The 20218-nt window shown below is 60.0% G+C and carries 16 protein-coding genes; 5 read left to right on the top strand and 11 right to left on the bottom strand.

Annotated features, from left to right (window positions below; translation table 11 throughout):
* Positions 1-22: 22 nt before the first annotated feature.
* Both lolD and AC3ITA_RS09495 read right to left on the bottom strand, forming a co-directional pair.
* Positions 23-706: a lipoprotein-releasing ABC transporter ATP-binding protein LolD gene (lolD, locus tag AC3ITA_RS09500; RefSeq protein ID WP_162831855.1), complete on the bottom strand. Its 684-nt coding sequence runs from the start codon at positions 704-706 to the stop codon at positions 23-25.
* A gap of 7 nt (positions 707-713) precedes the next feature.
* A complete protein-coding gene (locus AC3ITA_RS09495; RefSeq protein ID WP_095943313.1) occupies positions 714-1964 on the bottom strand; it encodes a lipoprotein-releasing ABC transporter permease subunit in 1251 nt (416 codons plus the stop codon).
* A 94-nt stretch (positions 1965-2058) separates the two neighbouring features.
* Here AC3ITA_RS09495 and AC3ITA_RS09490 point away from each other — a divergent pair, with 94 nt between their 5' ends.
* Positions 2059-2640: a PilZ domain-containing protein gene (locus AC3ITA_RS09490; protein ID WP_489280083.1), complete on the top strand. Its 582-nt coding sequence runs from the start codon at positions 2059-2061 to the stop codon at positions 2638-2640.
* 14 nt (positions 2641-2654) lie between these two features.
* Positions 2655-3377: a glycerophosphodiester phosphodiesterase gene (locus AC3ITA_RS09485; RefSeq protein ID WP_095943311.1), complete on the top strand. Its 723-nt coding sequence runs from the start codon at positions 2655-2657 to the stop codon at positions 3375-3377.
* Between the two features lie 42 nt (positions 3378-3419).
* Here the strand turns inward: AC3ITA_RS09485 and sthA are convergent, their stop codons facing one another.
* The 6 genes from sthA to AC3ITA_RS09455 all read right to left on the bottom strand — a co-directional run bounded on the left by sthA (position 3420) and on the right by AC3ITA_RS09455 (position 10159).
* A complete protein-coding gene (gene sthA, locus AC3ITA_RS09480; protein ID WP_007984277.1) occupies positions 3420-4814 on the bottom strand; it encodes a Si-specific NAD(P)(+) transhydrogenase in 1395 nt (464 codons plus the stop codon).
* Positions 4815-5021: 207 nt separating this feature from the next.
* Positions 5022-6047 (bottom strand): FAD:protein FMN transferase, encoded by a 1026-nt coding sequence (locus tag AC3ITA_RS09475; RefSeq protein WP_489280080.1) that lies wholly within the window; start codon positions 6045-6047, stop codon positions 5022-5024.
* A 339-nt stretch (positions 6048-6386) separates the two neighbouring features.
* Positions 6387-6743 (bottom strand): hypothetical protein, encoded by a 357-nt coding sequence (locus AC3ITA_RS09470; RefSeq protein WP_150671806.1) that lies wholly within the window; start codon positions 6741-6743, stop codon positions 6387-6389.
* Between the two features lie 40 nt (positions 6744-6783).
* Complete coding sequence (locus tag AC3ITA_RS09465) at positions 6784-7878, bottom strand: polymorphic toxin type 44 domain-containing protein (RefSeq protein ID WP_150671807.1); 1095 nt, start codon at positions 7876-7878, stop codon at positions 6784-6786.
* Positions 7879-7993: 115 nt separating this feature from the next.
* Positions 7994-8479, bottom strand: a complete 486-nt coding sequence (locus AC3ITA_RS09460; RefSeq protein ID WP_150671808.1) for a PAAR domain-containing protein — start codon at positions 8477-8479, stop codon at positions 7994-7996.
* A gap of 216 nt (positions 8480-8695) precedes the next feature.
* Positions 8696-10159, bottom strand: coding sequence for a glyceraldehyde-3-phosphate dehydrogenase (locus AC3ITA_RS09455; protein WP_056722011.1), 1464 nt, complete (start codon positions 10157-10159; stop codon positions 8696-8698).
* A 363-nt stretch (positions 10160-10522) separates the two neighbouring features.
* On the opposite strand from AC3ITA_RS09455, the gene mfd reads away from it, so the two are divergent.
* Genes mfd through AC3ITA_RS09440 form a run of 3 tightly spaced genes read left to right on the top strand, consistent with a single transcriptional unit; the run spans position 10523 to position 17261 of the window.
* Positions 10523-13972 carry a transcription-repair coupling factor gene (gene mfd / locus AC3ITA_RS09450; protein ID WP_489280077.1) on the top strand — a complete coding sequence of 1150 codons (3450 nt, stop codon included), beginning with the start codon at positions 10523-10525 and terminating at the stop codon, positions 13970-13972.
* 10 nt (positions 13973-13982) lie between these two features.
* Entirely contained in the window at positions 13983-14561 is a 579-nt protein-coding gene (locus tag AC3ITA_RS09445; RefSeq protein ID WP_095943309.1) for a CsiV family protein, read from the top strand.
* Positions 14562-14567: 6 nt separating this feature from the next.
* Positions 14568-17261 (top strand): DEAD/DEAH box helicase, encoded by a 2694-nt coding sequence (locus tag AC3ITA_RS09440; RefSeq protein ID WP_095943308.1) that lies wholly within the window; start codon positions 14568-14570, stop codon positions 17259-17261.
* Positions 17262-17401: 140 nt separating this feature from the next.
* Here the strand turns inward: AC3ITA_RS09440 and AC3ITA_RS09435 are convergent, their stop codons facing one another.
* From AC3ITA_RS09435 to AC3ITA_RS09425, 3 genes are all read right to left on the bottom strand, one after another.
* Positions 17402-18139 (bottom strand): S-methyl-5'-thioinosine phosphorylase, encoded by a 738-nt coding sequence (locus tag AC3ITA_RS09435; RefSeq protein ID WP_007991412.1) that lies wholly within the window; start codon positions 18137-18139, stop codon positions 17402-17404.
* Between the two features lie 12 nt (positions 18140-18151).
* Positions 18152-19162: a beta-N-acetylhexosaminidase gene (gene nagZ / locus AC3ITA_RS09430; protein ID WP_489280075.1), complete on the bottom strand. Its 1011-nt coding sequence runs from the start codon at positions 19160-19162 to the stop codon at positions 18152-18154.
* A gap of 158 nt (positions 19163-19320) precedes the next feature.
* The gene (locus AC3ITA_RS09425) at positions 19321-20028 is read right to left on the bottom strand and encodes a TetR/AcrR family transcriptional regulator (RefSeq protein ID WP_007974041.1); all 708 of its coding nucleotides are present in this window, start codon (positions 20026-20028) and stop codon (positions 19321-19323) included.
* Between the last annotated feature and the right edge of the window lie 190 nt (positions 20029-20218).

Here is a 20218-nt window from a genome sequence, read left to right as displayed (position 1 = left end):
TCAGACATCGGGTTTCAGCCAATCAGATAGGAGTGAGGCAACCTTCCTGCAAATGCAGGACGCGATCCATCTGGCGGGCCAGGTTCATGTCGTGGGTCACCACCAGGAACGCCGTGCGCATCGAGGTGCTGAGCTCCAGCATCAAGTCCTGGATCCCCTGGGCGGTGTGGGAATCGAGGTTGCCGGTCGGCTCGTCGAGCATCACCAGGCCCGGATTGTTCACCAGGGCGCGGGCGATGGCCACACGCTGACGCTCACCACCGGACAATTCGGCCGGCTTGTGCTCCAGGCGATGGCCCAGCCCTACCCGCTCCAGCAAAGCCGTGGCACGCTTGCGCGCTTCAGGGATCGCGGTCTTGCCGATCAGCAGCGGCATGCAGACGTTTTCCAGGGCGGTGAATTCCGGCAGCAGGTGGTGGAACTGGTACACGAAGCCGAGGGCACGATTACGCAGCAGACCGCGTTTCTTCTCGCTCAGCGCCGACAGTTCTTCACCGTCGAGCCAGACGCTGCCCTTGGTGGGTGTATCGAGGCCGCCCAGCAGATTGAGCAAGGTACTTTTGCCCGAGCCCGACTTGCCGACAATCGCCACACGCTCTCCCGGGTGCAACTCCAGTTGCAGGCCGGCCAACACTTCCACCGATTCCGGGCCTTCCTCGTAGGACTTGCCCAGGCTGCGGCAGCTCAAGATTGCTTTATCACTCATGCCCGACTCACTCATAACGTAGCGCCTCCGCAGGCTGGGTGCGCGCGGCACGCCAGGCTGGATACAGGGTGGCGAGGAAACTCAGGACCAACGCCGCGGAGCAGACCATCACCACGTCCTGGCTCTGCACCTGCGACGGCAGGTAATCGATGAAGTACACGTCGGCGTTGAGGAACTTGTGCCCGATCAGGCCTTCGAGGGCCGAGATCGCGGCGCTGACGTTCAACGCGGCGAAGATCCCGACCACGGCGCCAATGGCCGTGCCGACCACGCCAATGACGGTGCCTTGCACCATGAACGTGCGCATGATCGTGCCCGGCGTGGCGCCCAGCGTACGCAGGATCGCGATGTCGCCCTTCTTGTCGTTCACCACCATCACCAGCGTGGAAATGATGTTGAACGCGGCGACCGCGACAATCAGCAGCAGCAACAGCCCGATCATGGCTTTTTCCATGCGGATCGCCTGGTACAGGTTGCCGTGGGTGCGGGTCCAGTCGCGGGCGTAGAAGCGGTCTTCGCCGAGATCGCGGGCGATGCTCCACGCGGTGCGCGGTGCCTGGAACAAATCGTCGAACTTCAGGCGCAGGCCCTGGACCTGATCCGGTTTCCAGCGGTGCAGCCGGGCCAGATCCTGCAGGTTGGTGACGCCAAGATAGCCATCGAGCTCACCGGCGCCGACATGGAAGATGCCGACCACGGTAAAGCGCTTCATGCGCGGGAACATCCCGGCCGGGGTCACGGTGACTTCGGGCGCGACGAAGGTCAGCTTGTCTCCGATCACGGCACCGAGCTTGGCCGCGGCCTTGTCGCCGATGACGATGCCGAACTCGCCCGGCACCAGGTCGTCGAGTTTCCCCTGGGTCATGAACTGATCGATGATCGACACCTGGCGCTCTTGCGCCGGGTCGATGGCATTGAGCAGCACTTTCGAGACCTTGCCGTTATTGGTCAGCAAACCCTGCATTTGCGTAAACGGCGCCACGGCCGTCACCTGCGGGTTCTGCTTGACCTTGGCGGCCAGGCTTTGCCAATCGCTGATCGCCTCGCCGGACTCGATGGTCGCGTGGGGCACCATGCCCAGCACGCGGGTGCGCATCTCATGATCGAAGCCGTTCATCACCGACAGCACCACGATCATCACGACCACGCCAAGGGCGAGCCCGATCATCGAAGTCAGGGAAATGAATGACACAAAATGATTGCGACGCTTTGCACGGGTGTAACGCGTGCCGATAAATACGAAGAGAGGTCTGAACATGTCGGGGCTTGTTCGGAGGGAAAAGGAACGTCCTTGTGGCGGGGGTCGATAACCAGCTTTACACTCAGACCACCGCCGCTACCATGGGTTCGCCATGTCGACATTAGATGAAGAAGATCGCCGCGAATACTACCGTATCGAGGATACGATCGCACTGGAAATTCGGCCCCTGTCCGCTTCTGAAGCCACAGGCCATGAAGTGTTGCAGGATGCTTCACCACTCTTCAACTTGCTCAGCGAACTGCACCTGAGCGAATTCGAGTCGCAACACCTGTTGCGCCAGATCAGCGAACGCGACCGCACGACCGCCGCATTCCTCAAATCCCAGAACAAACGCATCGATTTGCTGGGCCAGGTCGTCGCTCTGACAGTACTCGGGCAGATCGGCGAACCGCAACCGGTGGTCATCTCCGAAGGCGGCATCGACTTTCAGCATCCCTCATCCCTTGCCATCGGCGCACGCCTGTCGGTCAAGCTGGTGCTGATGCCGCAAGCCCTGGGCCTGCTGCTGCGCGCCCGCGTCACCCATTGCGACCGCAAGGGCGATGGCTATGACATCGGTACCGAGTTCGAACACCTGACCGACGCCCAGCGCCAGCTGCTGGCCCGCCACATCTTGCAAAAGCAGGCCCAGGAACGACGCCTGGCCCGCGAACAACTCGAACCAGGCAATTAATTTAAGGAAGAACCGTGACCCTCATCTACGGCCATCGCGGCGCCAAGGGCGAAGCACCGGAAAACACCCTGACCAGCTTTCAGGAATGTCTCAAGCACGGCGTGCGTCGCTGCGAACTGGACCTGCACCTGTCCATGGACGGCGAGTTGATGGTCATCCACGACCCGACCCTCAAGCGCACCACGGACCGTCGCGGCAAGGTCGTCGAACACACGGCGGCCGAGCTTGTGACGTATGACGCACGCAAGGGTGGCCCGGGCTGGATCAAGCCGTGCCCGATTCCGACGCTGGAAGAACTGTTCGAGAAGTGCGACTTCGATCACTGGCAACTGGAGGTCAAAAGCGCATCGAGGATGCGTGCCGCGACCACCGTGCTGGCGATCCGTGAAATGGTGCAGCGTCATGGTCTGCTGGACAAGGTGACCATCACCTCGAGCTCCCGTGAAGTGCTCAAGGCCGCACTGGAACTGGTGCCGGACGTATCCCGCGGGCTGGTGGCCGAATATGCCTGGCTCGACCCGCTGAAGGTCGCGGCCAGCTATGGCTGTGAGATCCTGGCGCTGAACTGGACCCTGTGCACGCCGGAACGCCTGCAAAGGGCGCAGCGTCAGGGGCTGCATGTGTCGGTGTGGACCGTCAACGAGCCCGCGCTGATGCGCAGACTCGCCGACTTCGGCGTTGACAGCCTGATTACAGACTTTCCCGGTTTGGCCACTGCCACGCTCGAGAATTGCTGAAATCGGTCTCCCCGGCCGGCTCAGGCCACCGGCCGGAGCCCGTCAAAAAAGCCGGTTGAGACCGTCGTATGCGGCTACCCGATAGGCTTCGGCCATGGTCGGGTAGTTGAACGTGGTGTTGACGAAATACTTCAGCGTGTTCAGTTCGCCCGGCTGGTTCATGATCGCCTGACCGATGTGCACGATCTCCGACGCCTGATAACCGAAGCAGTGAACGCCCAGCACTTCCAGGGTTTCGCGGTGGAACAGGATCTTCAGCATGCCTTGCGGCTCGCCGGCGATCTGCGCCCGCGCCATGCTCTTGAAGAAGGCCTTGCCCACTTCGTACGGCACCTTGGCCTGGGTCAGCTCCTGCTCGTTCTTGCCGATCGAGCTGATCTCCGGAATGGTGTAGATGCCGGTCGGCACGTCATTCACGAAACGCCAGCTACCGTTATCGACGATGCTGCCAGCGGCCGAACGACCCTGGTCGTGGGCGGCACTGGCCAGGCTCGGCCAACCGATCACGTCGCCAGCGCCATAGATGTTCGGCACGCAGGTGCGGTACGCCTCGTCGACTTCGATCTGGCCACGGCTGTTGACCTTCACGCCGATGTTTTCCAGACCCAACTGATCGGTGTTGCCGGTACGACCGTTGCACCAGAGCAAGGCGTCGGCCTTGATCTTCTTGCCGGACTTGAGGTGCAGGATCACGCCGTTGTCCACGCCTTCGACGCGGTCGTAGTCTTCGTTGTGGCGAACCGTGATGTTGTTGTTGCTGAAGTGATAACTCAACGCCTGGGAAATTTCCGAGTCGAGGAAGCTCAGCAGTTGACCACGGTTGTCCACCAGCTCAACCAATACACCCAGGCCGCTGAAGATCGAGGCGTATTCGCAACCGATCACGCCGGCGCCGTAAACGATGAGTTTACGCGGGGTGTGGCCGAGGCTGAGGATGGTGTCGCTATCGTAGATACGCGGGTGGTGGAAATCGATGTCCGCCGGGCGATAAGGACGCGAACCGGTGGCGATGATGATGTGCTTGGCCACCAGTTTCTCGACCACGCCGTTGGCGCAGACCACTTCGATGGTTTGCTCGTCGGCGAAGCTGCCGGTGCCGAAGAACACGTCGACACGGTTACGGGCGTAGTAGCCAGTACGCGAAGCGACTTGCTTGGAGATGACTTTCTCGGCGCTTTTCAACACGTCCGGGAACGAGAACCAGCGCGGCTCACCAATGGCCCGGAACATCGGGTTGGTGTTGAACTGCATGATCTGCCGCACCGAGTGACGCAGTGCCTTGGACGGGATGGTGCCCAAGTGAGTGCAGTTGCCGCCGACCTGGCGACGGCTATCGACCATCGCCACCTTGCGCCCTGCCTTGGCGGCGTTCATTGCCGCGCCTTCCCCCGCCGGGCCGGAACCCAACACCACCACGTCGTAGTTGTAGACAGCCATGCGTACTCCTCAGAACAGGCCGCGGCACCCTCGGCACCTGCGGCTAAATCACGCCAACGCGTGGCATGAAGGAACAATTTGGGGCCAGTGCAGAACCCGGACACAGTCTATAGAAGCGTCAACGCCGCGCACATTAACCCTTGGTCGCGTCGTAGGCTACTTTTGCCTGCACCACAACGCCAGTTTTCAATGCTCAAATCGCCTAAATCATTCGGTTTTTTTGCCACTGAGGCGCTCAAAAGCGTGACTGCTGCGTGTGACGAAACCTGTATCGGCACGAATCACAAAAAATGCGCCGATATCGTGTTCTTCTGCGTAGTCCCAACCGCGCGCAGGACCAAGAATCAGCAACAGCGTCGATAAGCCATCGGCCATCAACGCCGAAGGATGAATCACCGTGACCGACGCCAGGCGGTGTGAGACTGGCGCACCGGTGCGGGCATCGAAGGTGTGGGAAAAACGCTGGCCGTCCTGCTCGAAGTAATTACGATAGTCGCCGGAGGTGGACAGGCCATAGCCGTCGACAACAATGACGCGCTCGGCCACCTGCCGATCATCCCGTGGCTCTTCCAGCGCAATGCGCCATGGCGAGCCATCAGCCTTCTTGCCGGACGCCTTGAGTTCGCCCGTCACTTCGGCGAGATAATCGCGAACGCCCATCGCCTCGAGTCTTGCGGCAATCGCGTCCACCGCATAACCGGCGACGATGCTGTTGAAATCGACCTCGACGGCGGCGTTCTTGCACAACCGGTCGCCCTCAATGCGCAAGTGTTCATGGCCAACGCGCTGGCGAACTTCGGCGAGTGCTTCGGCGGTCGGGACTTTTTCTCCACGGGCCTGCGGACCAAATCCCCAGAGATTGAGCAACGGCTCCACCGTCAGATCGTAGGAACCGTCGCTTTGCACTGACAGTTGCTCGCCCACGCGGACCAATTCGAGGATCGACGCCGGCATAACCTGACAGCCGTCGGCAGGCAATGCATTGAAGCGTTCGATGTCCGAGTCGCTGCGGTAGGTCGACATTTGCCGGTCAATGTCAGCGAGGATCTGCTCAACCTGGACGCGGACCTCGTCCGGCGCCGGAAGGCCGGCATGGCGCACATACTTGATCGAATAAGTGCTGCCCATGGTCGGGCCGCCGAAGGTTTCCAGAGTGTCGCCGCTGCCGCAGGCGGACAGCATGATGATCAGAGCCCCAAGGCCATGCAGCCGCCACTTGAACAAATCCTGCATCTCCAAGAATCCCTGACACGCCACCAAGGCTAGCCATTATGCGACAGAACTGTTGGAGCGAGCCTGCTCACGATGAGGTCATCACATTCAACATTGATATTTCTGTCAGACCGCTATCGCGAGCAGGCTCGCTCCTACATTGGATGGCTGGTGCGATCACTACCGCGCAAACACCACCAATCCCTGTAGGAGCGAGCTCGCTCGCGATGGTCGTCAACGATAACGCATGCTTACTAGTTAAACGCAGTGTTCTTGGCTGCATCACCGGAACGCCGCCCGGAGCAAGCTCGCTCCTACTAAATACTTGACCGAACAGCAACGGCTGCAAACGGGGCCTTTTCATGGAGTCGCGGTATCGGTGACGCATTGTTTTAGTCGATCCGAATCCGTGCCACTGCCTTCGCTGAGATCGATATCGCCGTTGGCATCAAGATAGATATCCGTATTAGGCCACTTCGGGGTTATGTTGATGCAGTGGGCGCGAACATTTTTGCTCCACCAGGATATTTCCATAAAAAATTTATCATCCGGAAACAAAAAACCATTATCGACCGTACCTCCGCCGGGTTGCATCCCGCCTTTGTATATCCGGTGCTGGACATTCCAGATATACCTGAGTTCCTCCCTTCCATTTTCGGAGTAGTGAATGGTTACGGTCGGAAGTGCAATATCCCAGTAGCTAATGGCCAGATACACAAATGGAATCCACAACCACCTTTTATACCTTGGACCTGTTTTACGTACAGGTGTGGACACGGACTCCATCTCCCCAATTTTCGGGTGCGACTGCCAGCACTTCGGCCATGATAATTTTAGCTGTCAACCCACCACTTGAATGTAGATTGGCGAGCTTCACACCAATACTTATCGCCACTCTATCTGCGATATCGTCAAATGCCCGCAGCCCATCAGATAGACTCGCCGTTAGATGTGGCCCGGGGTTCTTTTTACGGTCTTCTAACCACCTTTTCGTGTCCGAACCTATTTGTTCAACTCCCGCGCCATCTAACAATACGCTTTCTGAAAGCCCTCCTACGATGCCGACGTACCCATAATGGATATTCGACCAAATATCGTAGTAGTAGTCGTACTTACCTTGCTTGTGTCGGACGACACCGTTGTACATCGCTTGCAGCTTCGGCTTGTGATCCCACTCCATATTCTGACCCACCTGCTTCGTCCAAATCGCCATCGCCTCAAGCTTCTTCGTCCATGCAATTCCGTTGAAGTTTGGTGGTCCAACCAGTCTAGCGTACCAGGGTAACGCCCGAAACTTCCTGGCTTGCGCGCTGCTGTCGTAGCTCATCAGCTCTTTCATTTTCAACACGGACGGATGCTTGATGTTCCTATTCATCTCACTTGCGATGTAGCTGGCAAGCTCTTCCATCTGGTCTGGATGGTTACAGGCTTCGCTTCCACCAAGGTCGCCGGGTGGTGCAGAGATTTTATCTGCCAGCTTCAGATCAACTACCTGAGGCTTGGCCGTAAAGCTGTTTTCAGCCGGAGCCGCCGATGAGCCCGTAGCCCTCGCGGCCGGCTGTGCTGGGCTCGCGTTGCTTTGATACGTGGCCGTCATTACGGAGGGGATCAGTCGAGCTTTACAGGGGCAATTGCTGTAACTGTCCAGCGTACCAGCCATGGGTTTTCCATGACTGATCATGTGCGAAATGCCACCGACGATCCGATACGTCTTCCCGTCTTTTCCACACGTGACTCGATCACCATCGCAGGCGTGGGCAACGCCATACATCATGATCCGGGTGTCACCATCCAGAACTTTGCCACCACAGGTGGTTCGGTCATTCAGACCGATGAAATGTCCTTCTTTCATTGAATTACTTCTCCGTTACTTCCGGCCGAGTCCAGAAAGTTTTCGACCATCAGCTGCATGAGCATTTAAGCAACGCAGCACTGAGAAAGCTTTGGACAGCGCCAGACTTCGTCACTCAATCCGCGACCGATGGCAAAAAATCCTCGCCCATCGACACACCTTCGCGCGCAATAAACACGTAGCCGCCTTGCGGTGTATTGATGATTTCGTCGCCATTGCTGAGGATGCTGCCGACCAGCGCCACATCATTGTTGTCTTGCCCTGCGCCGGTGATGATTTGCGCCGTACTGCCATCGGCATACAGGACGTAGTCGCCTATTCGCGCTACGCGCACCGAGCTTCCATTTTCCAACTTGAACTCCAGCGGCCCTGTCCCTTGATGGATCACCCCGCCGTTACGGGTGTGGCTGCCCTCGGTTGCGCACCGGAAGATTGCGATAGCAGGATGAGTGTCGATGTAAGCCTGCTGTTGACGCACAACCACTTGAGCGTGCTCATGGAATTGCGCAATTTGCTGCTCAGTGAAGTGTGGATTGTCCAGACTGCGCAGATACTCTGAGGAAACATCGTTGGTATACAACGGCTGCAAGGGTGCATTCATTTCAAAATCCTTATCCTTGGAAGGGTGTTCAGAAATAATGCGGCGGACGCTAACAGCGGCGCGACTCTCACGGCAGGGTCAAAAAAATGATTCAGAAGTTTCGCCAAAAGAAACGATCCTTTTCCTACAGGATAGTTTCTAAAGCGTATTTATTGCGGAGTGCACAAACAAAAACGCCCCAACCAAAGTCGGGGCGTTTTCATGTGCAGCTAAGGCTTAGCGCGGGAATGCTGGCGGGTTTACACCGGCCATGTCTTCCATCACGCGAACCACCTGACAGCTGTAACCGAACTCGTTGTCGTACCAAACGTACAGAACAACGCGGTTATCCTGGGTGATGGTCGCTTCAGCGTCCACTACGCCTGCGTGGCGCGAACCAACGAAGTCGGTGGAAACCACTTCCTGGGAGCTCACGTAGTCGATCTGCTTGTGCAGATCCGAGTGCATGGCCATCTGGCGCAGGTACTCGTTGATCTCTTCGCGAGTGGTGGCCTTTTCCAGGTTCAGGTTCAGGATGGCCATCGACACGTTCGGCGTAGGCACGCGAATCGCGTTGCCGGTCAGCTTGCCCTTGAGCACTGGCAGCGCCTTGGCGGCTGCGGTGGCGGCACCGGTCTCGGTGATGACCATGTTCAGCGGCGCGGCGCGGCCACGACGGCTGCCCTTGTGGAAGTTGTCGATCAGGTTCTGGTCGTTGGTGAACGAGTGAACGGTTTCGACGTGACCGTTGACGATGCCGTACTTGTCGTTGACTGCCTTGAGCACCGGCACGATGGCGTTGGTGGTGCAGGAAGCCGCCGAAATGATCTTGTCGTCAGGGGTGATTTCGCCATGGTTGATGCCATGCACGATGTTCTTCAGCGCGCCCTTGCCAGGTGCGGTGAGGATCACGCGGGCAGCGCCCGGGCAGGCCAGGTGCTGGCCCAGGCCGTCAGCGTCACGCCATACACCGGTGTTGTCGACGATCAGAGCGTTTTCGATGCCGTACTGGGTGTAGTCGACTTCGGCCGGGCTCTTGGCGTAGATAACCTGGATCAGGTTGCCGTTGGCGGTGATGGTGTTGTTGGCTTCATCGATGGTGATGGTGCCATCGAACGGGCCATGGACCGAGTCGCGGCGCAGCAGGCTGGCACGCTTGACCAGGTCGTTCTCGGCGCCCTTGCGGACAACGATGGCGCGCAGGCGCAGGCCGTCGCCACCACCGGTTTTCTCGATCAGGATGCGCGCCAGCAGACGGCCGATACGACCGAAGCCGTAGAGGACAACGTCGGTGCCTTTGCGGGCCGATGCGTTTTGCTGGCCAACCACGTCGGCCAGTTCTTCACGGACGAACTGCTCGGCGGTACGGCCATTGCCTTCGGCCTTGAATTTGGCCGCCAGCTTGCCCAGGTCCACCGAAGCGGCGCCGAGCTTGAGTTCGCTCATCGCCTTGATCAGCGGGAATGTTTCGTGGACGGACAGCTCGCTTTCGTCGGACTGACGGTGACGAGCAAAGCGGTGAGCTTTGAGAATCGCAATGACTGAACGATTGATCAGGCTGCGGCCATAGATCGAGCTCACCACGTTGTTATTGCGGTAGAGCTGACCGATAAGCGGAATCATCGCTTCTGCGAGTGCTTCACGGTCGATCCATTCACCAAGACACTGGTCGGGCTTCTGAGTCACGGGAACCTTCCACATGTAGGGGCAGAAAAAAGGGGCTACATTATGCCGCCGAGTGACAGCGGTAGCAATGCGCGCCCGTCGTGCTTTACGTAACAATTCGTCGTTCAAAAAAATTACGCCCCGCGCAAAGCCAATAAAACCGGGGCTTTCAGCGCAGTCAATTTTTTGGAGGCCGCGCCTCGTTGTCCGTAACCCTCCGTAACACTCGTTGTTTTTGCCACTACATATTCAGTAATTCCTGGCAAAAAACCGTTGAATTTTGTCTTTACCACTACATTTCACCAAACCCGTGCTTTAGGCGCAGTCAGCAACTGACAGGCGGCATCGTTGACCGCTACAATTGCCGACTTTGTCGCAACGCTTGGAGCTCAACCTTCCGTGCCCGTTCTGCGTCTACCGCTTCTCCCTGCCGCGGCAGGTAAACAGCACTGGGGCAACCTGCCCGGTGCCGCCCTGAGCCTGGCCATCGCCGAGGCCGCCAGCGCTGCCAAGCGCTTTACCCTGCTACTGACCGCCGACAGCCAAAGTGCCGAACGGCTGGAACAGGAGCTGGGTTTCTTCGCCCCGGATTTGCCCGTACTGCACTTCCCCGACTGGGAAACCCTGCCCTACGACCTGTTCTCGCCGCACCAGGACATCATTTCCCAGCGCATCGCCAGCCTGTACCGGCTGCCGGAACTGAGCCATGGCGTGCTGGTGGTGCCGATCACGACCGCCCTGCACCGCCTCGCGCCGACCAAATTCCTGCTCGGCAGCAGCCTGGTGCTGGATATCGGTCAGAAGCTCGACGTCGAGCAAATGCGCACCCGGCTTGAAGCCACGGGTTATCGCTACGTTGATACGGTGTATGAACACGGCGAGTTCACCGTTCGCGGTTCGCTGATCGATCTGTTCCCGATGGGCAGCAAACTGCCATATCGCATCGATCTGTTCGACGACGAAATCGAAACCCTGCGCACCTTCGACCCGGAGAACCAGCGTTCGATCGACAAAGTCGACTCGGTCAAGCTGTTGCCGGCCAAGGAATTCCCGCTGCAAAAAGAAGCGGTCACTCGCTTCAAGGCGCGGTTCCGCGAGCGTTTTGACGTCGACTTCCGCCGCTGCCCGATCTTCCAGGACCTGAGCAGCGGGATTACCCCGGCCGGCATCGAGTACTACCTGCCGCTGTTCTTCGAAGAAACCTCGACACTGTTCGATTACCTGCCCCATGACACGCAAGTGTTTTCCCTGCCGGGCATTGAGCAGGCCGCGGAAAACTTCTGGAACGATGTGCGCAATCGCTATGAAGAACGCCGCGTCGACCCGTCCCGCCCTTTATTACCGCCCGCCGAACTGTTCCTGCCGGTGGAAGACTGCTTCGCGCGCCTGAAAAACTGGCCGCGCGTGGTGGCCAGTCAACAGGATGTAGAAAGCGGTGGCGGTCGCGAGCGCTTCCCGGCTCGCGAGTTGCCCAACCTGGCGATCGAAGCCAAGGCCACCCAACCGTTGGCGGCACTGGCCGACTTCCTGGACCAGTTCCCCGGTCGCGTGCTGTTCACCGCCGAATCCGCAGGCCGCCGCGAAGTGCTGCTGGAACTGCTGGAACGCCTGAAGCTGCGACCGAAAACCGTCGACAGCTGGCCGGACTTTGTCGCCGGCAAGGAACGCCTGGCGATCACCATCGCACCACTCGACGAAGGCTTGCTGCTCGACGACCCGGCCCTGGCCCTCGTCGCCGAAAGCCCGTTGTTCGGCCAGCGCGTGATGCAGCGCCGTCGCCGCGAAAAACGCGCCGATGCCAACAACGATGCCGTCATCAAGAACCTCACCGAGCTGCGCGAGGGCGCGCCGGTGGTGCACATCGACCACGGCGTCGGCCGCTACCTGGGCCTGGCGACCCTGGAAATCGACAGCCAGACCGCTGAATTCCTCGCCCTGGAATACGCCGAAGGCGCCAAGCTCTATGTGCCGGTGGCCAACCTGCACCTGATCGCCCGCTACACCGGCAGCGACGATGCCTTGGCCCCGCTGCACCGCCTCGGTTCCGAGACCTGGCAGAAAGCCAAGCGCAAAGCCGCCGAGCAGGTACGTGACGTGGCCGCCGAGTTGCTCGATATCTACGCCCGCCGCGCCGCCCGCGAAGGCTACGCTTTCGCCGACCCGAAAGCCGACTACGCCACCTTCAGCGCCGGCTTCCCGTTCGAAGAAACCCCGGACCAGCAAACCACCATCGAAGCGGTACGCGAAGACATGCTTGCGCCCAAGCCGATGGATCGCCTGGTGTGCGGCGACGTCGGCTTCGGCAAGACTGAAGTGGCGATGCGCGCCGCGTTCATCGCCGTGCATGGCGGTCGCCAAGTGGCGATTCTGGTGCCGACCACCCTGCTCGCCCAGCAGCACTACAACAGCTTCCGCGACCGTTTCGCCGACTGGCCGGTGACCGTGGAAGTGATGAGCCGTTTCAAGTCGGCCAAGGAAGTGAATGCGGCGGTCGCGGACCTGGCCGAAGGCAAGATCGACATCGTCATCGGCACCCACAAGCTGCTGCAGGACGACGTGAAGATCAAAAACCTCGGCCTGGTGATCATCGACGAGGAACACCGTTTCGGCGTGCGCCAGAAAGAACAGCTCAAGGCCCTGCGCAGCGAAGTCGACATCCTGACCCTGACCGCCACGCCGATTCCGCGCACGCTGAACATGGCGGTGTCGGGCATGCGCGACCTGTCGATCATCGCCACGCCGCCGGCCCGTCGCCTGTCGGTACGCACCTTCGTCATGGAACAGAACAAGAGCACGGTCAAAGAGGCCCTGCTGCGTGAGTTGCTGCGTGGCGGTCAGGTCTATTACCTGCACAACGACGTGAAGACCATCGAGAAATGCGCCGCCGACCTCGCCGAACTGGTGCCGGAAGCACGGATCGGCATCGGTCACGGGCAGATGCGCGAACGCGATCTCGAACAGGTGATGAGCGATTTCTATCACAAGCGCTTTAACGTGCTGATCGCCTCGACCATCATCGAGACCGGTATCGACGTACCGAGCGCCAACACCATCATCATCGAGCGTGCCGACAAGTTCGGCCTGGCACAGTTGCACCAGTTGCGCGGCCGGGTCGGACGCAGCCACCACCAGGCGTACGCCTATCTACTGACGCCGCCACGCCAGCAAATCACCCCGGACGCGGAAAAGCGCCTGGAAGCGATTGCCAATACCCAGGACCTCGGCGCGGGCTTCGTGCTCGCCACCAACGACCTGGAAATCCGTGGCGCCGGCGAATTGCTCGGCGACGGCCAGAGCGGGCAGATCCAGGCAGTCGGCTTCACGCTGTACATGGAAATGCTCGAGCGCGCGGTGAAGTCGATCCGCAAGGGCGAGCAGCCGAACCTCGATCAACCACTCGGCGGCGGCCCGGAAGTCAACTTGCGGGTACCGGCGTTGATTCCCGAAGACTATCTGCCGGATGTCCACGCCCGCCTGATTCTCTACAAGCGCATTGCCTCGGCCACTGACGAGGACGGCCTCAAGGATTTGCAGGTGGAGATGATCGACCGTTTCGGCCTGTTGCCGGAGCCGACCAAGAACCTGATCCGCATCACTGCATTGAAATTGCAGGCCGAACAACTGGGCATCAAGAAAGTCGATGGCGGCCCACAAGGCGGTCGCGTCGAGTTCGCCGCACAGACGCCGGTCGACCCGCTGACCCTGATCAAACTGATCCAGAGCCAGCCAAAACGCTACAAATTCGAAGGCGCCACGATGTTCAAATTCATGGTTCCGATGGAGCGCCCGGAAGAGCGCTTTAATACTGTAGAGGCGCTGTTCGAGCGCCTCGTTCCGAAAACTGCTTGAAGGACGCCGCATGCGCCTGTTTCGCTCCCTGACCTTGCTGACCCTGTTGGTGCCAGCGCTGATTGCACCCACGGCATTTGCCGATGACCTGTATCAGGTCGAAATGATTCTGGTCCGTCAAAACGCCGTGCCGGCGATAGTCAGCCGCGCCGCGCCGGAAGACTGGGCGGCGGGCGCCCAACCGGTCAGCCCCGACAGCCTGCGCACGCCAAGCCTCAATGGCGAGGTGGAAAAACTCACCAGCAGCGCTGACTACACCGTGTTGCTGCACAAGGCCTGGCAACAGCCCCTCGGCGAAACGGCCAGCAAAGTGGCGATCAGCGACGGCAAGGAACAATATGGTCAGTTCCCGATCGAGGGCACACTGGACATGAAACTGGGACGTTTTACCGACGTCGACGCCGATTTCTGGGTCAACCAGATCGATGCCAATGGCATGGTGACCGCCAGCGAGCGCCTGAAACAGGAAAGCCACACCAAGAACGGCCAGCTGAACTTCCTCGACAACGGCCACCTCGGCCTGCTGATCAAGATCACTTCGCTGACCGCCCCCGCACCCCGAGCAGCTCCCGAAGAAATTCCGGACTGATTCCCTATGTCCGCGACCCTGAGCAAACCCCTCGCACCGTCCTGGGTCAGCCGATTCAAGGAACAGAGCCTGGAGCGTGGTCGCCGTTACGCGCTGGAGAATCGCGTCAGGATCGTCGAGGCCGGCGACGCAACCATCGTCGCCGCCTGCGAAGGCTCTGGTGGTAACGTTTATCGTCAGACCATTCGCCTGCGCGAGTCAGCCAAAGGCACGCTGCTGATGGTCGACGCCACCTGCTCCTGTCCGGTCCACAGCAACTGCAAACATTGCGCGGCGGTGCTCCTGCAAGTACAGGAAACCCTCGACTACCCCGCCGCTGCCAAAGACGCCGAACTCCTGGAAAAGCTCCAGGCAGTCCTGGAAAACCGCAGCCCAAAGGCCCCACCACAAGTGCTGGTCGACAATGTTCAACCGGTACCGCGCCTGTGGCTGGCCAGCATCGAATTCAGCGCATTCGAACCGCGCAACGGCCGGATGCAACGCTACATCCAGCATCGAGCGGCACTGTCCTTCAGTTATCTGGATGAGTACGTTTGCGGGCAGAAAAACACCGACATCCTGATTCGCCAGGAAACCCAGACGCTGCGGATAAAACGCCACCCGGAAGTGGAACAGTCCTACCGGGAACAGCTGCGAATCCTCGGCTTCAAAGTCGCCACCCGGCAAAGCAAGGCCTTGCCGGAAAGCGCCGGCGAGTTGTTCGAGATGGTCAATGACAGCGCCTGGCTGACCTTTACCCTCAATGAACTGCCGAAGTTGCGCACCCAGGGCTGGGAATTGCAGATCGACGAGGACTTCGGTTTCGACCTGACGGCGGTAGACGACTGGTACGCCACGGTCGAACAGGCTCCGGAACGCGACTGGTTCGATCTGGAACTGGGGATCATCGTCAACGGCGAACGCCTGAGCCTGTTGCCGATCCTGCTCAACCTGATGCGCTCCCACACTGAAATCCTCAACCCGGAACGCCTTGCCCGACGCCGCGACGACGAGCTGATCCTGGTCAACATCCCCAACCGCCCGAACTCCGAGCACGGCCCATTGCAGGTCGCCCTGCCCTTCGGCCGCTTGAAGCCGGTGCTGGCCACCCTCGGCGAGTTCTACCTGCAGGAACCCGGCGACACCACGCTACGCCTGAGCAAGGCCGATGCCACGCGCCTGAACCCGCTGGAAGACATGCCGCTGCTCTGGGAGGGTGGCGAACAGATCCGCACCTTTGCCCAGCGCCTGCGTGACATCAAGGACCACACGGCCATCGCCCCGGAAGGCCTGAATGCGACGCTGCGTCCGTATCAGCTCGAAGGCTTGAGCTGGATGCAGTCGCTGCGACAGCTGGAAGTGGGTGGAATTCTCGCGGACGACATGGGCCTGGGTAAAACCCTGCAGACACTGGCGCACGTGCTGAGCGAGAAAAACGCCGGTCGCCTGGATCGGCCGTGCATGGTGGTGATGCCGACCAGCCTGATCCCCAACTGGCTCGACGAAGCGGCGCACTTTACACCGCAGCTCAAGGTACTGGCGCTGTACGGTGCCAGCCGTAAAAAGCACTTCGACAAGCTGGCTGACTACGATCTGATCCTGACCACCTATGCGCTGCTGCCCAAGGATGTCGAACGCTTGGCGGCGCAGCCCTTGCACATACTGGTGCTGGACGAAGCGCAATACATCAAGAACCCGAACAGCAAGGCTGCACAGGCTGCCCGCGAGCTCAATGCCCGGCAGCGCCTGTGCCTGAGCGGCACGCCGCTGGAAAATCATCTCGGCGAACTCTGGTCGCTGTTTCACTTCCTCTTGCCCGGCTGGCTGGGCGACGTCAAAAGCTTCAACCGCGATTACCGCGTGCCGATTGAAAAACGCACCAGCGAAGTCAGGCTCCAGCACCTCAACGGCCGGATCAAACCTTTCCTGCTGCGCCGCACCAAGGAACAGGTGGCCACCGAGTTGCCGCCGAAAACCGAGATCATCCACTGGGTCGAACTCAACGAAGCCCAGCGCGACGTGTACGAAACCATGCGCCTGGCCATGGACAAGAAAGTCCGCGACGAGATCACTCGCAAAGGCGTGGCCCGCAGCCAGATCATCATTCTCGAAGCCCTGCTCAAGCTGCGCCAGGTGTGCTGCGATTTGCGCCTGGTCAACGAGGCGACCCTGCCAAGCCGTGGCAGCACATCGGGCAAGCTCGACAGTCTGATGGAAATGCTCGAGGAATTGTTCGAGGAAGGTCGGCGGATCCTGCTGTTCTCGCAGTTCACTTCGATGCTGTCGCTGATCGAAGACGAACTGAACAAACGCGGCGTGGCCTACGCTCTGCTGACTGGCCAGACCCGCGACCGCCGCACCCCGGTGAAGGAATTCCAGAGCGGCAAGCGTCAGATTTTTCTGATCAGCCTGAAGGCCGGTGGCGTTGGCCTGAACCTGACCGAAGCGGACACGGTGATTCATTACGATCCGTGGTGGAACCCGGCGACGGAAAACCAGGCGACCGACCGGGCGTATCGCATCGGCCAGGAGAAACCGGTGTTCGTCTATAAGTTGATTGCGCGCGGCACGGTCGAAGAGAAGATTCAACACCTGCAAAAGGAAAAATCCGACCTAGCGGCAGGTGTGCTGGATGGGCGCAAGGCCGGGGACTGGAAGCTGCAGAACGATGATATCGAGGCACTGTTTGCGCCGCTGCCGGAAAACCTTGAAAAGCGTTGAGATGTGCGGCGCTTTTTAGTCCGCCATCGCGAGCAGGCTCGCTCCCACAAGGTCCGTGCTGTACACAAACTCTGCGTACACCGCTGAAGCTGTGGGAGCGAGCCTGCTCGCGATGAGGTCAACTCGATATCAAGCGGGGCTCAACCCTTGAGCACCCGCGCCAGCGTCGATTTCACCTTGCCCATGCCGTCATGCAACGCCTGCTCGATCTCGGCCATGGTGATCACCGCCGTCGATTTGCCCGCCGCCGGGTTCACCACCAGCGCCAGACAGGCGTAGTCCAGTTCCAGTTCACGGGCCAATGCCGCTTCCGGCATACCGGTCATGCCGACGATGTCGCAGCCATCGCGCTCCAGCCGGGCGATTTCAGCCACAGTCTCAAGGCGCGGCCCTTGAGTGCACGCATACACGCCATGGCTGCTATAGCCCACGCCTTCCGCCGCCAATGCCGCAATCAGTTGCTGACGCAACGGTTCGCTGTAGGGGTAGCTGAAGTCGATATGGGTAACGTGTTCGAGGTCATCGGCAAAGTAGGTGTGCTCACGACCGCTGGTGTAGTCGATCAACTGATGCGGCACGCAGAAATGCCCGGTGCCCATTGCGGCATGGATGCCGCCCACGGCGTTGACCGCCAGAATGGCTTCGGCACCGGCCTGCTTCAGCGCCCAGAGGTTGGCGCGGTAGTTGACCTGATGCGGCGGAAAGCGGTGCGGATGACCGTGACGCGCGAGGAACAGCACTTCCTTGCCGGCATATTCGCCGATCTGAACCTCGGCCGAAGGTGCGCCATAAGGCGTGTCCACTGCCAGTGACTGGCGAATGCTCAGGCCTTCGAGTTGAGTCAGGCCTGTGCCACCGATAATCGCGTAAACCGTCATAACGAACAGTCCTTAATCAATCAATTGAGCTTCTTTGAGCGCGCCGACAGCGGCCAGCCAGCGCGGGTCCTGACGGTATTCGACGTTGCCAAACGACTGGCCGCGCATCCGCGCGATGCGCTCGGAAGGCTTGACCTTCAGGCGCTGCGCAGCGCTCAGGGCCAGTTCGGCGGCAGCGCGATCGTTGCACACCAGGCCCATATCGCAACCGGCAGTCAGCGCCGCTTCGATACGGCTGGCGGCATCACCGACCACGTGAGCGCCCGCCATGGACAGGTCGTCACTGAAGATTACGCCATCGAACTGCAACTCGCCGCGCAGGATGTCCTGCAACCAGCGGCGGGAGAAGCCAGCGGGCCGGGAATCGACTTGTGGATAAATGACGTGGGCCGGCATGACCGCGGCCAGTTGCTTGCTCAGTTTGGCAAACGGCACCAGGTCATTGGCGCGGATCTCGTCGAGACTGCGTTCGTCGTTGGGAATCGCGACGTGGGAGTCAGCCTCGGCCCAGCCATGACCTGGGAAATGCTTGCCGGTGGCGGCCATTCCGGCGCTGTTCATGCCGCGGATAAACGCACCCGCGAGCAAGGCCGCGCGCTCGGGATCACCTTCGAACGAACGGGTGCCGACAACGGCGCTGCGCTGGTAGTCGAGGTCGAGCACCGGAGCGAAGCTCAGGTCCAGGCCAACGGCCAACACTTCGGTCGCCATAATCCAGCCACACTGCTCGGCCAGGTATTCGGCGTTCGGGTTGTCGGCAATGGCGCGCATGGCGGGCAAGCGCACGAAACCCTGGCGCAGGCGCTGCACGCGGCCGCCCTCTTGATCCACTGCCAGCAGCAGATCGGGACGAATGGCGCGAATGGCCGCACTCAGCTCGCGCACTTGACGCGGATGCTCGATGTTGCGGGCAAAGATGATCAGGCCACCCACTTCGGGCTGGCGCAACAATTGGCGATCTTCAGCCGTCAGCCAGGTACCGGCGACGTCCACCATCAACGAGCCTTGCAAGCCAGCAGTCATAAAAATTCCTTGATAACAGAAAACCCGGCCCACACGAATTCGAAGCCAGGCACAGTGCCCGACAGGTCGGCGATATCAATGGGAAACGGGTTCAGAACGAGAGTCGGCATGGGCGGCTAGCTTAGCGGATGTCAGCTGCCGCGCCCACCCGTGTGCGGTTAAACCTTGGCGGCAACCGGTGTCGATTTGCTACGTGGACGCAACTGGGCCGTGGCCATGGCCGTGTCGGTAACGCCGGATTCGGCGCGCATGCCGGCAGCCAGGAACGGCACCATCAGGCGCATGACCTGCTCGATCGAGGTGTTCACGCCAAAGTCGGTTTCGGCAATCGCGCGCAGGGCCTTGATGCCGGACATGCTGAACGCCGCCGCACCCAGCATGAAGTGCACGCGCCAGAACAGTTCGATGGGTGGAATGCGCGGCGCCGCTTCGTTGACCAACATCATGTAGCGGCGGAACACCTTGCCGTACATGTCTTCCAGATAACGACGCAAGTGCCCCTGGCTCTGACTGAACGCCAGCCCCAGCAAGCGCATGAAGATAGACAGGTCGTTGCCGCTGCGCGGCTGCACCACCAGCGCCTGCTCGACGAGGATTTCCAGCAACTCTTCGAGTGTCGGCTTGATTTCAGGCTTGGCCTGACGCCGCTCCAGCTCTTTATCGAGGCTGATGCAGAACGGCCCGAGGAACCGCGAGAAAACCGCCTGGATCAACGCTTTCTTCGAACCGAAGTGATAGTTCACCGCCGCCAGGTTGACACCCGCCTTGCTGGTGATCAGACGCAACGAGGTTTCGGCGAAACCTTTTTCCGCGAACAACTGCTCGGCGGCATCAAGAATGCGTTCAACGGTTTCCGACTGGGCCATGGCTACTCCGCCTGACAAACACTTGTTTGAAACATACGTTTCAGCCTGTGCATTGTCAAGTCTGGCAGTTCGTTTCGGGAATGGTCGGTCAGACATTTAACCACACAACAGCCAGGCTTCAATCCACTGACTGTTCGACCGTCCGGCGGCGACTGAAAAATGGAGCATTGCCAAGACCGCCTTACTGTAT

It is taken from the genome of Pseudomonas sp. GL_090, assembly GCF_057837765.1.
This window is presented reverse-complemented; position numbering and strand designations above follow the sequence as displayed.